The sequence below is a fragment of the Enterococcus sp. 3C7_DIV0644 genome (assembly GCF_002141235.1).
Lineage (GTDB): Bacteria > Bacillota > Bacilli > Lactobacillales > Enterococcaceae > Enterococcus_D > Enterococcus_D entomosocium.
In genome coordinates, this window is sequence record NZ_NGLK01000001.1 from 1,493,931 (window position 1) to 1,508,992 (window position 15,062).

General features: G+C 44.2%; 17 protein-coding genes. 4 read left to right on the plus strand and 13 right to left on the minus strand.

All coding sequences use genetic code 11. The annotated features are described in order from the left end of the window. Positions 1 to 76: 76 nt before the first annotated feature. Together A5877_RS06960 and A5877_RS06965 are read right to left on the minus strand one after the other, a co-directional pair. The gene (locus tag A5877_RS06960; protein WP_005233536.1) at positions 77 to 1,042 is read right to left on the minus strand and encodes a ribose-phosphate diphosphokinase; all 966 of its coding nucleotides are present in this window, start codon (positions 1,040 to 1,042) and stop codon (positions 77 to 79) included. 71 nt (positions 1,043 to 1,113) lie between these two features. Continuing rightward, entirely contained in the window at positions 1,114 to 1,653 is a 540-nt protein-coding gene (locus tag A5877_RS06965; RefSeq protein WP_005233534.1) for a C39 family peptidase, read from the minus strand. A gap of 140 nt (positions 1,654 to 1,793) precedes the next feature. Between A5877_RS06965 and A5877_RS06975 the strand changes: the two genes are divergently transcribed. Next, complete coding sequence (locus A5877_RS06975; RefSeq protein WP_086316622.1) at positions 1,794 to 3,686, plus strand: M13 family metallopeptidase; 1,893 nt, start codon at positions 1,794 to 1,796, stop codon at positions 3,684 to 3,686. A gap of 50 nt (positions 3,687 to 3,736) precedes the next feature. Here the strand turns inward: A5877_RS06975 and A5877_RS06980 are convergent, their stop codons facing one another. Genes A5877_RS06980 through A5877_RS06990 form a run of 3 tightly spaced genes read right to left on the minus strand, consistent with a single transcriptional unit; the run spans position 3,737 to position 5,339 of the window. Next, positions 3,737 to 4,036: a hypothetical protein gene (locus A5877_RS06980; RefSeq protein WP_005227832.1), complete on the minus strand. Its 300-nt coding sequence runs from the start codon at positions 4,034 to 4,036 to the stop codon at positions 3,737 to 3,739. Continuing rightward, on the minus strand, positions 4,037 to 4,600 hold the full coding sequence (locus A5877_RS06985) for a cysteine hydrolase family protein (protein ID WP_008379309.1): 564 nt from the start codon (positions 4,598 to 4,600) through the stop codon (positions 4,037 to 4,039). Between the two features lie 43 nt (positions 4,601 to 4,643). Beyond that, positions 4,644 to 5,339 (minus strand): 5'-methylthioadenosine/adenosylhomocysteine nucleosidase, encoded by a 696-nt coding sequence (locus A5877_RS06990; RefSeq protein ID WP_005227823.1) that lies wholly within the window; start codon positions 5,337 to 5,339, stop codon positions 4,644 to 4,646. A gap of 152 nt (positions 5,340 to 5,491) precedes the next feature. Here A5877_RS06990 and A5877_RS06995 point away from each other — a divergent pair, with 152 nt between their 5' ends. Next, the gene (locus A5877_RS06995) at positions 5,492 to 6,094 is read left to right on the plus strand and encodes a class I SAM-dependent methyltransferase (RefSeq protein ID WP_008379308.1); all 603 of its coding nucleotides are present in this window, start codon (positions 5,492 to 5,494) and stop codon (positions 6,092 to 6,094) included. Between the two features lie 57 nt (positions 6,095 to 6,151). Here the strand turns inward: A5877_RS06995 and macP are convergent, their stop codons facing one another. After that, the gene (gene macP / locus A5877_RS07000) at positions 6,152 to 6,448 is read right to left on the minus strand and encodes a cell wall synthase accessory phosphoprotein MacP (protein ID WP_005233519.1); all 297 of its coding nucleotides are present in this window, start codon (positions 6,446 to 6,448) and stop codon (positions 6,152 to 6,154) included. After that, positions 6,441 to 7,019, minus strand: a complete 579-nt coding sequence (locus tag A5877_RS07005) for an NUDIX hydrolase (protein ID WP_008379307.1) — start codon at positions 7,017 to 7,019, stop codon at positions 6,441 to 6,443. The genes macP and A5877_RS07005 overlap by 8 nt, the downstream gene beginning before the upstream one ends. Before the next feature lie 218 nt (positions 7,020 to 7,237). Between A5877_RS07005 and A5877_RS07010 the strand changes: the two genes are divergently transcribed. Both A5877_RS07010 and A5877_RS07015 read left to right on the plus strand, forming a co-directional pair. Then, a complete protein-coding gene (locus A5877_RS07010) occupies positions 7,238 to 7,879 on the plus strand; it encodes a 5-bromo-4-chloroindolyl phosphate hydrolysis family protein (protein ID WP_008379306.1) in 642 nt (213 codons plus the stop codon). Between the two features lie 97 nt (positions 7,880 to 7,976). Then, positions 7,977 to 9,170: a toxic anion resistance protein gene (locus A5877_RS07015; RefSeq protein ID WP_005233515.1), complete on the plus strand. Its 1,194-nt coding sequence runs from the start codon at positions 7,977 to 7,979 to the stop codon at positions 9,168 to 9,170. A gap of 84 nt (positions 9,171 to 9,254) precedes the next feature. On the opposite strand, the gene A5877_RS07020 is transcribed toward A5877_RS07015, so the two are convergent. From A5877_RS07020 to A5877_RS07040, 6 genes are all read right to left on the minus strand, one after another. Next, on the minus strand, positions 9,255 to 10,586 hold the full coding sequence (locus A5877_RS07020; protein WP_086316623.1) for a cell wall metabolism sensor histidine kinase WalK: 1,332 nt from the start codon (positions 10,584 to 10,586) through the stop codon (positions 9,255 to 9,257). After that, a complete protein-coding gene (locus A5877_RS07025; RefSeq protein WP_016612966.1) occupies positions 10,580 to 11,266 on the minus strand; it encodes a response regulator transcription factor in 687 nt (228 codons plus the stop codon). Before A5877_RS07025 ends, A5877_RS07020 begins: the two co-directional genes overlap by 7 nt. A gap of 74 nt (positions 11,267 to 11,340) precedes the next feature. Then, the gene (locus A5877_RS17185) at positions 11,341 to 11,499 is read right to left on the minus strand and encodes a hypothetical protein (RefSeq protein ID WP_005233508.1); all 159 of its coding nucleotides are present in this window, start codon (positions 11,497 to 11,499) and stop codon (positions 11,341 to 11,343) included. Positions 11,500 to 11,539: 40 nt separating this feature from the next. After that, the gene (locus tag A5877_RS07030) at positions 11,540 to 12,853 is read right to left on the minus strand and encodes a PASTA domain-containing protein (RefSeq protein WP_061053358.1); all 1,314 of its coding nucleotides are present in this window, start codon (positions 12,851 to 12,853) and stop codon (positions 11,540 to 11,542) included. Then, a complete protein-coding gene (locus A5877_RS07035) occupies positions 12,846 to 13,520 on the minus strand; it encodes an ABC transporter ATP-binding protein (protein ID WP_008379303.1) in 675 nt (224 codons plus the stop codon). Before A5877_RS07035 ends, A5877_RS07030 begins: the two co-directional genes overlap by 8 nt. A gap of 12 nt (positions 13,521 to 13,532) precedes the next feature. Further along, on the minus strand, positions 13,533 to 14,987 hold the full coding sequence (locus A5877_RS07040) for an ABC transporter permease (RefSeq protein WP_060792591.1): 1,455 nt from the start codon (positions 14,985 to 14,987) through the stop codon (positions 13,533 to 13,535). Between the last annotated feature and the right edge of the window lie 75 nt (positions 14,988 to 15,062).

Below are 15,062 nucleotides of genomic sequence, written 5' to 3' on the forward strand. Positions count from 1 at the left end.
CCACTGTGTTTGGTCCACTTCCCCCACACGCAAAAGCACCCGCTGTCCCTAAGGATAGCGGGTGCTTTTCATATTTTTATTTATACTCTTTGCTTTCCAGGCGGAACAATGGACTCATTGGTGTATTTTCATGAATGCGGCGAACGGCTTCCCCCATCAATTCAGCACAAGAAATGTAGTGCAGTTTTTCTGGATGGCGTTCTTCGCTGGTCCAACAAGAATCGGTGACACAAATCCTTTCAATCGCTGATTGATCCAAAATTTCTTTAGCTGGCGGCGAAAGTAAGGCATGAGACACACAAGCATACACTTCGCTGGCACCAGCTTCCTTCAACAAGTCTGCCGCTTTTGCCAATGTATGGCCGGTATTTAAAATGTCATCAACTAAAATACATTTTTTCCCAACGACATCACCAATCACATAGCCGCCATCGGCTTCATCTTGATCGACGATCGCGATCGCTGTATCTAAGTATTCTGCCAAACTACGGGTCCGTTGGACACCGCTGTTTTTTGGTGAAACAACGACATAGTCGTCACCAGTCATTTTTTGTTCGCGATAATAATGAGCAAACAATGGGATCGTAAAGAGATTATCCACTGGGATGTCGAAAAATCCTTGAACTTGGACGGCATGCAGATCAAGCGTCAAGATCCGAGAAGCCCCTGCTTCCACCAGCATATTGGCAATCAATTTTGCAGTAATCGGCTCATGCGGGTTGGCGGTTCGGTCTTGCCGCGCATATGCGTAATAAGGCAAAACGACATTGATGGTCTTCGCACTAGCCCGTTTCATCGCATCGATCATGATCAATAGCTCTAAATAGTGATCATTGACGGGTTCATTCGTCGATTGAATGATATAAATATGGTCGCCCCGCACACTTTCTTCAATATTGATGGCAATCTCTCCATCACTAAACTGTGTCACTTTTGACTTCCCTAGTTCTGTACCGAAAACTTTCGCAATGTTTTCTGCTAATGGTAAATTTCCATTTAAACTAAAAATTTTCAACGAACTATCTTTATAACTTTCGCCCATGATTGCCTCCAATGAATGTGGTTGTTTTCTTCTATTCTAGCACAAAGTGACTGTTTTTTTAACCGTCTCGTTCAAGGAAGTGTGACGGTACCGTTTACCCAACTGGCGGGAATTACTTTTTTGTAGTTGCCCCAGTTGTCATGAACTTTAAAATAGCGTTCTCCGCTGGCGGTTTCGGCGTAGGCGTAAGCCACGACCCAATGATTGCCATATGTGCTGCCTAAAGGCTTCAAAATACCGATGATCACCGGTTTGCCTTCGTCGATTCGTTTGCACGCTCGATGCCAACCGCCAACAACGGTCGCACGTCCGCGGTAAGGCAATTGGAATTGATCGAAAAACCGAGTCAAACCATGACTGACTTGCCAAGCGATCGTCGGCAACCCATGAGGCTGAATCAGCACACGCAGCATTTCCGTCACTACTGTCAGATCCCGCTGTTTTTTTCGGCGAAACGCTTTCGGGATGATCGTTTCATCGATGTAATCTTGATAGTAGGCCAAAAAGACGGCTGCCGCATAGGTGCCGCATAAATACCCTGAAGGAGTGACCCACTGCTTATACGGACGAAACCGCTCTTCGGCGATCCCTTTCCACTCTACTTGTTCCATCTCGTTCACCTGCCTTTTTTCTTATTATACCTTAGATTCTCCTCCTACTTGGATCAAAACCCTTTTTCGTCTAGAAAACTTTTCTTTGCGTCCTTACAGATTTTGTTTCATAATAGTAGAAAGCGAGAGGAGCGAAAGACATGACAACCTTGTTAAAAGATGATTTTTATGACTATGTAAATGGCGAGTGGCTGGAGACCGCTGTTATTCCAGCAGATAAACCCGCTACGGGTGGATTCCAAGATCTCGTTGACGGAATCGATTCCTTAATGATCGCAGAATTTGAAAATATGGCACACGATCCCCATGCTACGCCAAAAGGCCGCATGAAGGATGCTGTGGCTTTTTACCGCTTAGCCAGCGATTTTGCCCAACGAGAGGCAGCTGGCGCTACTGAAGCAAATGCACTATTAGCAAAAATCGAAGCGTTGCGTTCTTATGAGGAATTGAATCAGCAACTGGCAAGTTTCGTTTTAGAGGGTATTGCCTTGCCTTTCCAACTGGATGTCGATGCAGACATGAAAAATGCGCAAATGAATACTTTGTCGGTCTATCCGCCTGCTACTATTTTGCCGGATAAAACCTATTACACAGAAAATCCCCAAGCAGGCGAAATGCTGCAAGTCTACTTTGAGATGGCCGTCAACGTTTTAGTTGCTTACGGAAAAGACCAAGCAGAAGCGGAATCGTTGGTAGAGCAAGCGATCGCATTTGATAAATTGATCGCCCCTCATGTCCGCAGTGCGGAAGAAAGTGCGGATTATAGTAAAAACTACAATCCTCGCTCCTTGGAGGAATTTGCAAAGCAAGCTAGCAAGATCGATTTTACACAACTCTTGACAGCCCTTTTACCAGGTACACCAGAAGAGCTGATCGTAACGGAACCCGCTTACTTTGAAGCCTTTGACATTATTGTTTCTGATAGCCATTTTGAACTCTTGAAAGGCTGGATGATCGTCAACCAAAGCTTGCGCTATACTAGCTATCTGAGTGAAGAATTGCGTCAGTTAGGCGGAACCTACAGTCGCTACTTATCAGGGATCGATGAAGCGGCTCCCCAACAAAAAGCGGCTTATTACTTAACGATGGGTCATTTTAGTCAAGTGATCGGTGATTATTATGGACGCAAGTACTTTGGGGAAATGGCGAAAAAAGACGTCAAACACATGGTGGAAACAATGATTGCTGTCTACCAAGATCGTTTGCGCAACAACACGTGGTTAAGTGAAGAAACCCGCCAAAAAGCGATCATCAAATTGAATCGTTTAGGCATCCATGTCGGGTACCCTGATCAAGTTCCTGCTATTTATGATCAATTGCATACCGATGAAGAGAAAAGTCTGTTGGCAAATGCCCTTCATTTCAATCGTTTGTTCCGAGAAGATACCTTCAAAAAATGGCAGCAGCCCGTGGATCGCGAGGAATGGGAAATGTCCGCCGCTACCGTGAATGCCTACTATCACCCATTTAAGAACGTGATCGTTTTCCCAGCAGCAATCTTACAAGCGCCCTTTTATAGTTTGGAGCAATCCACCAGCGCAAATTATGGGGGGATCGGCGCGGTCATTGCTCATGAGATCTCCCACGCCTTTGACAACAACGGGGCAAAATTTGATGAATATGGTAATTTAAACAATTGGTGGACAGAAGAAGATCTGGCCCACTTTGAACGCTTAGCTCAAGCGATGATCGACGAGTTTGATGGCCTGCCCTTTGCCGGCGGTACCATCAACGGAACATTGACTGTTTCTGAAAACATCGCCGATGCAGGCGGACTAAGCTGTGCGCTAGAAGCAGCGCAAAAAGAAAGCGATGTTTCTTTAACAGACTTCTTCACCAATTGGGCGAAGATTTGGCGTACAAAAGCCAAAGAACAATACCAACAGCTCTTACTGGCGATCGATGTCCACGGACCAGCTAAACTACGGGCCAATATCCAAGTCCAAAATATCGATGAATTTTATACAACCTTTGATATCAAACCTGGTGACCCTATGTATCGTGCACCAGAAGATCGTGTGCAGATCTGGTAAACAAAAGCGCAAGCAGATTTTTCTGCTTGCGCTTTTTCTTCGCCAATTGTTTATTTCTGTAAAGCTTTTTTCATCATACTGATCACAGAATCAAATTGGGAATGCTCATTGACGACTTGATCGGCTTTTTGCCGATTGGGGCGGTCTTTTAGAAAGTCGAAGATTTGGTTTTCATTCTGGATGCCTAATTTAGCCATAAACTCATCCAAGTTCTGAAAATCCGTATACTTTTGTAAGAAGTCATTGTTCAACAACGCCTTCACATCAAGATCCCCTTTTTGATACGCTTGATAAAGGCTAGTCAGTTCACTGAAACTGAAATTTGCTTTTAATTGATCCATCCATCCCATTTATGCTTCCTCCTTCGCAGAAATGATTTTCGCACCAAGGGTATTTTCAAAATGGCGTAGTGCCCATTCATGTCCGACCGCGTCAAAGCTAGCAACGGTATCTGCATCGATCACCAGTTGGTAGCCTAAATTATAGGCATCCACTGCTGTATGCAAGACACAGATGTCGGTACAAACGCCGGTCAGGTACAATTCCGTGATCCCTCTTTCCCGGAGTCGGATGTCCAAGTCGGTACCACTAAACGCTGAGTAATGGCGCTTGTCGATCCAATAGACATTTGGCGCTTCCTGATAGGTTTCATAAAGCGGGGCTAAACGACCATAAAGATGTCGCCCCGCACTGCCCGCAAGATTGTGGGGTGGGAACAAGCGGTTTTCAGGATGATAGTTGTCTGTTTCCTCATGACGATCAATGGCAAAAACGACATACTCACCGGCTTCGATAAAGGCTTGCGTCCGAGCCACTAAGGCAGCTTCAATCGCTTGCCCAGCAGCACCCGTCGTCAATCGTCCCTCATCTGCAACAAAATCAAACGTATAATCAATGGATAGTAATGCTCTCATGCTTCCTTCCTCCTCTTACGGATCGGCTCTCCTGTTTTTTAAGTTACTTTAATGTTTCAACGAATGCCAAGACCATTTCAGCGGAACGCTTGCCAGCTTCTAAGATAAACTCATCAAAAGAGACGGTTGCTGCGTGGTCGGCGGTGTCGCTAATCGCGCGCACGATTAAGAAAGGAATATTGAATTGCTGCGCAGTCTGTGCGATCGCGGCTCCTTCCATCTCACAAGCCAAGGCATCTGGAAAATGTCCTAAAATCTCCTGTACTTTTTGCGGGTCATGAATGAAGCTGTCACCAGTAACGATCAGTCCCTTTTTCACGGTATGATGGGTCGCTTCTGCGGCTTTTGTCATCTCACTGATCAAATAGCGGCTGGCTTCATAATACAAAGGCATCCCACCAGGCAACTGGCCATATTCATAACCAAAGCCCGTCACATCGACATCAAAATAGGCCACTTTATCTGAGATCACTAAATCCCCTACTTGTAAACCGGCACCGATCCCACCAGCTGATCCAGTATTGATCACCATATTGACCCCGTATTGTTGGATCAGTAAACTAGTGGTGATCGATGCCAGAACTTTACCAATACCTGAACGAACGACGATCACTTCATGATTGCCGATACTTCCTGAAATAAATAGTGCGCCGCCGCGTTCCCAAGAAAGCGGTGAAATCAACTGTTCCCGCAACGCCTTGATTTCTTCCTCCATTGCACCAATAATACCAATTTTCATGTGTTTGCCTCCTGCTTCTCGTTTATTTTTCATCCTTTAAAATGAAAAACAACAGAAATTCCCACGTATCTACTGACGTGTTTTTTCTCCTTTCATGATAAACTAGTTTTGACGAAACGAACAGTTTTTTGTCATTATCAAAGGAGGCACTTATGTCTGAAATTTTCAACGCCATGGCAGCAAAATACGATACCCCTGAACGGATCGCGTTAGCACAATTAGTCACCCAAACCCTTGAACCTTATTTTAAAGACAACCAGCACCAAACTCTGATCGATATCGGCGGCGGTACCGGCCTAGTAAGTCTGCCCTTAGCAGCTTATGTCCAGCACTTAGCCATCTGGGATACTGCCCCTGGCATGATCGAGGTTTCTGAAAAAAAAATCAACCAACTGCAGCTGGCCAATGCTTCTGCAACTGTCCACGATCTGCTGCAAGAATCCTTACAAGCAAAAGCAGACGCTGTGCTGCTATCCCTCGTCTTGCTGCATATTCCTGACACAGCCGCTATGATGGAAAAACTATACGCCTTGCTGCAGCCAGGAGGAACCCTTTACCTAGTGGATTTCCTCAAAAATCCCGCCGTGTCTCACCCGCTGGTTCATAATGGGTTTGACCCTGCTGCATTGACTCAACTGACAGAGGCGATTGGGTTTACCGACACTTCCTTTACCGTTTTTCATGAAGCGGATCATTTGTTCATGAATCAGCCAGCGGCCATGTTTTTAGCTATTTTGAAAAAGCCGACCGAATAACAAAAAAGCCGCACTTGCAGAAGATGCAGGGGCGGCTTTTTCTTAGTACTAGATGAATCATAACAAAAAGATCGCCAAACCGACGACGACTAACAATAAAGTGACGATCACAATGGCTTTCATTAAAAAACGGTTCAGATCCCGAGATTTCTGGTTCTCACCGGCACGGGTCTTCGTGATTTCTTTGTTTTTCTTGCGCACTTTTCGGTAGTGGTTATCGATTTGTTTTTCTTTTTGTTTCCATTCTTTCTTGCTTTGCTTTTCTACGATTTGCTGATTACGTTCAGACGCCGCTTGTTCTTCTTCGCGTCGGCGTCGAAGTTCACTGCGGGTGATCAATGGTTCTTTAGGCAAGTCCGTTCCTCCGTTTCAATTCCAGCAACTCCCAAAATTGGATCGCAAACACGGTCTTCGCATCACAGATCGTTCCATCAGCGATAGCGGCTTGTGCTTGCTCTAAGCTCAATTCATAGACTTCCAGCACTTCGTCTTCGTCTTGCGGTAAGGGATTTGCCACTTTTTCCAGCTCTTTCGCATAATAGACGTGCAAGATTTCATTCGCAAAGCCTGGTGAAAGGTACATAGAAGAAACATGCTCTAGCGTTTTTGCGCGATAGCCAGTCTCTTCTTCCAATTCCCGGGCGCCAGTCAAATCTGGACGTGCGCCTTCTCCTGGATCGATTTTGCCTGCTGGTATCTCTAAAATCACTCGCTCTAATGGCTTTCTGAATTGGCGAACGAACAGCATTTTGTTCTCACTCGTCAAGGCGATCACGGCCACCCCACCTGGGTGGAAGACTAGTTCGCGTTTACTGGTTCCACCATTGGGCAAGGAGACATCATCAACCACCACATCAATGATTTTGCCATGGAAAATTTCATTCCGTTGGATCGTTTTTTCTTCAAAATCTTTAAATTCTAACATCTATCGACACCTAACTTTCCTCATACGTCTTATCTATCAAACACTTTAGCATAATTTAGAAAAAATATCTTCTTAAGAAATGGCAAGAAAGCTTATGAATTTACTAAAAATCGGAAAATCCACCCCAAGTCTGATATTTTTCTTTTAGTGAACATGCTAAAATAAAGATGTCGAATAACCCAATCTACTTGTCCAAGAGATTTTTAGGAGGAGGAAAAATGAAAAAAAACATCTGGCTGATCGTTGGTGCGATCGTCCTCATCAGTATTATTTTTAACGTAGTAGGCGATTCATTTGCGAGCCTATTATTAATCGTCGGTGCGATTTTAGTCTACGTCGGTATCAGAGGACGTAAAGTTCCGGCAGCGGATCCACAAGTTTTGCCTTCTTTAACGAGAGAACGAGAAGCCCATTACTTGAAAAGCGGAATGACTGCTCGTGAGATCGAATTGTTCCGTGAAACGATGAATCAGACGAAACACCAAATCGATAAATACCAAAAAAATATCACTAGCAATAACAAGTTAAAAGCCATTGACTTGCGTCACGATGCCTTGCGTGCCTCAAAAGCTCTTTTCAAAGAACTCGTAAAAGAACCAACTAAACTGCCTTTGGCAAGTCATTTCCTTTATACCCACTTGCCCAATATGGTCGATTTGACCGATAAGTTCATTGAAATCAATAGCCATGAGATCAAAAGTCGTGAGACCTATGATAAAATCGAAGAAAGCACACAAATTATCGAGCAAATGGCTTCCTTGATCGCCAAAGACTACTCCCAATTTGTAGCAGACGATCTTGATGACATGGATATTGAGTTATCCATTGCCAAACAAAGCATAAAACGAGATAATGAATAGGGATAGATTCTGATTGGCAACAAAAAAAGAATCTAAAAAAAAATCTAGCCCAGGCTAGATTTTTTTCGAAAGCAGACAATTATTAGGAGGAGTTATTATGAGTGACACACCAAATCAAGTAAAACCCGTAACGGATACGCTTGACGATTTATTGAACAACCCATTTTCAACCCCTGTCGACACTTTGACCACTACTCAACAAGCGGAGATCAGTCAGCTGAAAGAACAGCAAACAGCACCGCGTTTGATTGACAAATTACCGCCAGAGCGTCAAGCACAGGCCCAAGAATTAGCCAGCAAGATCGATGCAACTGACCAGCAAGCAGTCATCACCTATGGTGCAGCTGCCCAAACCAAACTTGGGGAGTTTTCCCAATCTATGTTGAACCATGTCCAAGCAGCTGATATCGGCCCTGTGGGCGACTCATTGACTGAGTTGATGTATCGCTTACAAGAAGCCAATCCAGATGAACTGCGTGCAGGTGAAGGCAACTTATTCAAGCGGATGTTTGGTAAAGTAAAACAATCCATTTTTGAAATCACCGCTAAATATCAAAAAATCGGTGCCCAAATCGACAAGATCGCCGTCAAATTGGATAAAGAAAAAGACGGTTTGCTAAAAGACAACCTGATGTTGGAACAGTTGTATCAAAAGAACAAAGATTACTTCGATGCATTGAACATCTACATTGCCGCTGGCGAGTTGAAGATGCAAGAATTGCAAACCAAAATCATTCCTGAAGCCATGAAAAAAGCAGAAGAAACGAATGATCAAATGGACGTACAGATCGCCAACGATTACACGCAATTCCTAGATCGTTTAGACAAACGGACCCATGACTTGCGCTTGGCACGTCAAATCACGATCCAACAGGCACCGCAAATTCGCCTGATCCAAAACACGAACCAAGCGTTAGCAGAAAAAATCCAAGCTTCTGTCAATACAGCGATCCCACTATGGAAAAACCAAGTGGTGATTGCCTTGACTTTATTGCGTCAAAAAGATGCAGTTACGGCACAGCGTCAAGTTTCTGAAACCACCAATGATCTATTGAAGAAAAACTCAGAAATGTTGAAAGTTTCTGCTATTGAAACAGCGAAAGAAAACGAGCGCGGCATCGTCGACATCGAAACATTGCAAAAAACACAAAACGACCTTGTGGAAACGATCCAAGAAACATTACGGATCCAAAAAGAAGGAAAAGAAAAACGTCGTGCTGCCGAAGTGGAATTGGGTCATCTAGAAGAAGACTTGAAAGACCGCTTATTGGATTTAACTAGCAACAAGTAAATTTCACCTATTAAAAGAGGACTTCCATTCATGGAGTCCTCTTTTTTAGAAAAATTTTATTTAAGTGAAAGCAGCGATCCAATCTCAATGAAATGAAACTTCAAAATGATTGACGCCGTCTTGATCCACCGTCAAACTGATTTGCGCCTGCAGCATTTCTGTGATGGCTTTGGCGATGGCTAAACCTAACCCATAGCCACCGTCTTGATGGTTGCGAGAAGGATCCCCGCGGTAGAAGCGGTCAAAGACATAGGGAATTTTTTCTTCGGGGATCGGACAACCACCGTTGGAGACTTGCAGCACTGTCTTTCGTTGCCGTTCGATTAGGGCCACTGTGACTGTTTCTCCAGCGGGCGTGTATTTCAAGGCATTGTCTACCAATATCATGGTCAATTGCCGCAAGGCTTGCTCATTGCTTTCAAGGCGCACCTGTTTAGCGATCTGTTCCTGATAGTGGATCCCTTTTTCCAGCGCAATCGCCTCCATGCTTTGATAAACACTTTGCACGACTTGACTGGCGTCGATCAAAGAACGCACCATTTCTTGTTCGGCACTTTCGAATTTGGTCAACAGCAATAAGCTATTTACTAGCTCATCCATCCGTTCGGAACCTAACTGAATGTTTTCCAGCCATTTCATTTGGCTTTCCAAGGTTTCTTCTGGACTGCCAGCTAATACCTCAGCATTGACTTGAATGATCGCCAGTGGTGTTTTCAACTCATGGGAAGCGTTAGAAACAAACTCTTTTTGTTTGCGCCAAGCCAGTTCCACCGGTCGCAAGGCTCGATTGGCCACATAAAAACTAGCGATATAAATACTGGCTAAAGCTAAAACGCCGATGAGCAAAAGCGTGTTTCTTAAGTTGCTTAGACTGGTTTTGTAGTCGGTGACGTCAAAGAACAGCACTTGATAAAATGGCTCGTAATTATTGATACTGGTGGAATATTCCCCTATTGCATCGTAATCGATTGAGTATTGATTGAAAGAAGTCACTAAAAAGAGCGCATACCGCCAATTTCGACCATTCACCTTCACTTCGTTAGGAATCTCCCCTTGTTTCGCCGCTGCATCGACCAAGGCTTCATAAAGCTCGTTTTGATCGACGCTCTCATCAATACTTTGAATCACGACATCCATTTGGCTAATGTCAAGTAGAGCGATCTCTCTGAGCTCACTGGTACTATTCGTGATGGTCAACATCATTGGATACTCAGGCTCTGTCAGTGATTGCCGCACTTCCTCCTCATCCAAAGGTACCGCAGCTAGGGTGTTTGCTTCTTGCGAGATCAATGATTGGATCTCGTTTTCAATTTGGGTGGCATTCAAAATATAGATAAAGGTAAAGGCACCTAAGACAATGATTGAGATCAACGCCATATTGAACCACAGCATTTTATTTCGCAATTTTTTTAACATGGCGGCTCCTTGCTCTGCAAAATATACCCCGCATTGCGGATCGTGCGAATGCCGATATCCGCTTCAAGCAGCGTCAGTTTTTTCCGCAGCAAAGACACATAGATTTCAACGCGGTTTTCTTCCACATCGGGATCAAAGCCCCAAATTTTATTGATGATGGTTTCTTTTGATAAGATCACTTTGGGTCTAGATAAGAACAGTTCCATCAGTTTCATTTCTTTGGGTGACAACACCACTTGATTGCTAGGCGTGGCTAACTGCAGCTCATTACGATCTAAGCCCACGTTGCCAAAGGCTAACTGGTCTTCTTGATAATCCAAATCTTTTCTTCTGCCTAGCGAACGAATCCGTGCCAGCAACTCTTTCATTTGAAAGGGTTTCGTCAAGTAATCATCTGCCCCTGCATCCAAGCCGAGTACTTTGTCATCGACTTCGCTTTTGGCCGTCAACATAATGATCGGCGTGCGAATATTTTGCTTGCGTAACGTCTTTAGCAATGTGATTCCATCGATTTTGGGCAGCATGATATCCAAAACGAGAATGTCATATACACCACTCGCTGCATAATCTAATCCGGTTTCGCCGTCAAAGGCCAAATCGACGGAATAATGTTGTTTCTTCAATAAGCTGGCAACAGCTTCTGCGATCGATGGCTCATCTTCTACGAATAAAATCCGCATTGGTCAGTCCCCCTTTTGCACTCATCATTTCTTTTTTCAATCACTTTTCGGTAAGCATAATCATTCCTGTAGGATCATTCCAATTGTTCTCCAATAAAACGTTCTGTTGAAACGATCCGCACGTGTTCGCTGGATTGATGAATCCACATGTGTAGCAACAATGCTACCATACCGCTTAGTAAAAACACAAACAGCTTTTTCCTAAGGTCTTGAAAATTCTCTTGATGACGCATGGGTTTCCTCCTTTTGCAGGTTGACTAAAAAAGAAAGCGACTATTCAGAATCAGATGCCGCTGGGGCTGTCTGATTGCCTAAGCTGATATCGAAGGTAATCGTATCTTCTAACGGTAAAAACTGATTGAACTTGCTCATCCCCACGATTGTCCCGTAGGGTTCTGCTGAATTGACATAACGGACTTGATAGCTGATGTTCGCCCCTTTTGAACGGAATTCATCAAAGAAGAGTTTTTGCAGATCCCCTTCAAGGATCTCGCTTCGACGGTAATCTTTGATATAAGGTTGACCTGCCGAATAGACGACTTCAATGCCTTTGTCATCTTTGCTGGTTAAGACGGTCCCGGCGGTCTCACTTTGCGAGATCAATTGTCCATAGGGCAGACTCTGAGTAAACTGCATCCGCATCCGCACAGTGACACCCTCAACAGCGGCCTGGGCATCATCTGGTAAAATCGTTGAAAAGTCTGGTACGGTGACCCCTTTCCCTAGGGAAATCGTTACTTGAAACGCATCCCGTTTCGCGATTTTTTCTTTTGGTGCCACGCTTTGTTCAATGACTTTGCCTTCTTCCACAGTATCCGAAGCCTGTTCTTTGACTTCAAGCTCCAGCTCATGGGCTTTCCCCCATGTTTCTACCTCTGCACGGGTTTTATCACTAAAGTCTGGTACTTCAATATCTTTTTCAAAGGTTTCTTCGCCTTTGGAATAAAAGACTCGTCCGACATCTCGACGATGATAGTTCTCTCGTGAGACTTCTTTATTGGTAAATTCTACTCGAATCGGTGCTTTTTCCTCGATCTCATCGTGGTATTCATCGACGATCGTCAAATTGCTTGCTTGATTTTTTTCGATCCACTCTGCTGCCTCGTCCCTCGTCATTTCCATAAAGTCTGGCAATGCCAATTTCTCTTCTGGATCAGGTCCTTGGCTCACGGTTAGATGCAGAGTGCTTCTTTTTCTGACTCGACTTCTGGCAGCTTCTGCTTGGGCGATCACTTGATTGGCTGGGGCTTCATCATAGGCTGGTGTGACATCAACCGCAAGATCATGTTCCGCTGCCCATTCTCTGACCTCTGAGATCTCTTTGTCCACAAAGTTATCCAACCGGACATACGCCAATTGGAAAAATAAAAAGCCGCTGAGTATAAAGAGTCCAAGCAAGGCAGCTAACCCTAGCAGTCGTTTTTTTCGCCGCTTCTTTTTGAAGGAGGGATCATGTTCGATCCCCTCTTCTAAAGAAGCTGAACCTTTTTCTTTTCGGGAAGCACGGGAAGAAGGCACTTCGGCTGCTGCTGATTCCTTGTCTGGCTGTTTCGGTTCTTCTTCAAACTTCGATAAAAAATCACTCATAGGCCGTCAACGCACCTTTTTTTAAGTAAAAAGTCTGATCTGACTGCTTGGCGATCTCGGTCGAATGGGTCACTACGATGATGCACTTGTTGTGGATCGCCGCTAGTTCTTTAAAAATATCCACGATTTCTTGTTCCATGCCTTCATCCAAATTCCCGGTAGGTTCATCGGCTAAAATGATATCAACGTTGGTCGCTAAAGCACGAGCGATGGCGACCCGCTGCTGTTCCCCACCGGAAAGCTGATTGACGAAACGATCGGCTTTCGTGGAATTGATGCCGATATAGTCCAGCAAACGATACGCAATTTGATCGTGCTGATCCGGGAGTTTGTTGTCTGAAATCGCCATCGAAACAAGGACGTTTTCTAAAGCCGTCAAATAAGGGATCAAGTTGTAACTTTGAAAAATCAGACTGATTTTGTTGCGGCGATATTCTTCATAACCGATCGTTTTGATATTTTTTTCTTCAAAAAACACTTCCCCATCGGTTGGCTGATCCAATGCACTGATCAAGGAAAGAAAAGTGGTCTTTCCTGAGCCTGATTTTCCTAAGATCGTGTAAAATTTGCCTTTTTCAAAGGAGATATTGGTTTTATCTAAAATTTTCCGGCGATTCTCGCCATCTTGGTAGTAATACGTCATGTCTTTTGTTTCTAAAATTGCCATGTTCATCGCTCCTTACAGCATGATTTTTTTCGGATTCAACCGTAAAATGTACAACAGCGGCACCACTGCCGAAAGCAAGATCGTCACGATCCCAGTCGCTAAAAAGGCGATCACATAAGATAAGGTATATTGAACGCGAAACGCCTCGTTGATCGTCGCTTGGTCGATTTTCGGTGCCCCCACAAAGAATTGTTCCATCCCTGCCTGGTTTGCCTCTAGCATACTGCTGGCTAACAAAGATTCAGAAACCATCTTGCCCAGCATATTCCCTGTAACCAAGGAGATCAGCATTGCACTGACACCAATCAACAGGAGTTCGATCACAATCTGTGCAAACACGTATTTCCGGCGTTCCCCTAACGAAAGGTAGATGCCTAACTCATATTTACGATCACGGGTAAACAACACAATGATCAAGGAGATAATAATCAAGGAAGCAATCACCGCAATCACTACGACATACGAGGAAATTTGTGATAAGCGATTCATACTGGTTCCCACACGGTCATACTCATCCGTAGAAGCATTGACCTTATAGCCATTTGGCAAGAGTGGTGTCACCTCTTGTTTGAATTGTTCTGCATCTTCTGGTTGATTCAAAATAAATTGCGGGGTAAAGAAATCCTCGTCAGATCCGGGGTCTGTCGCTGGAAACGCCGCTTGTCGCCCCGCACGTTCCTCTTCAACAATCGTTTTCACAGCATCATTTGGCATATAGATCCGATTGAAGGGACGATCATCAAAAGCAAACGAGCTGACTCCCCCCTCTTGTCCTTGTTCATTCGCTTTTTCTAAGCTGGTATTTTTAAAGATCCCGACGATTTCGATAGGATAATCATTGCCTTTTTGTTTCTCTGGATCTCCACCAGATGAATAATCGATAAACTGTCCATCTAATACCATGGTGTCACCAACGGTCAAGCCGTTTTCCTGAGCCACCTCTTCAGAAATCAACCCTACACGTTTTCCGGTACGCTGTTCCTCTTCTGTAAAGAAGCGTCCCTGTGTTAAATTCACCGTATCTTCTTCAAAATCCAACGGTTGTAAGAGATTGGTTCCTGTTAAATAGACCCAAGAATCCATACCTCCAGAAACCATGATATTCTCGTTTTCAACTTCTGGTCTAAAACTATAGGGTTTGAATTTATCAACAGCAATCATTGCTTCTCGCAAATAGTCATACTGTTTGACTTCCGAGCGCTCGCCAATTTGTTTGATCAGCTCCTCCGGCAGCGGCTGAATCTCCTCCATACTTGTGCCGCCCTCACTATTTGCCATCAAGGCTTCATAGTCGATATCGATCGTTGCGAGGGAACCTAATTGGTTTTTGATCTGCTTTTCGACATTTTGAGTCGACTGATTGACCGCAATTGCTCCAGCGATTACATTTCCTAAAATTAGAATAACAGCAAACAATATTGCAGATTTTCCTCGCTTTCTCGTCACACTCAGCCATGCCCGTTTCATATAATTCAATTGCCAACATCCTCTCTTTTTTCTCTAACAAAAGCATACTGGATGAACCTTTAGCGAATCTGTCAT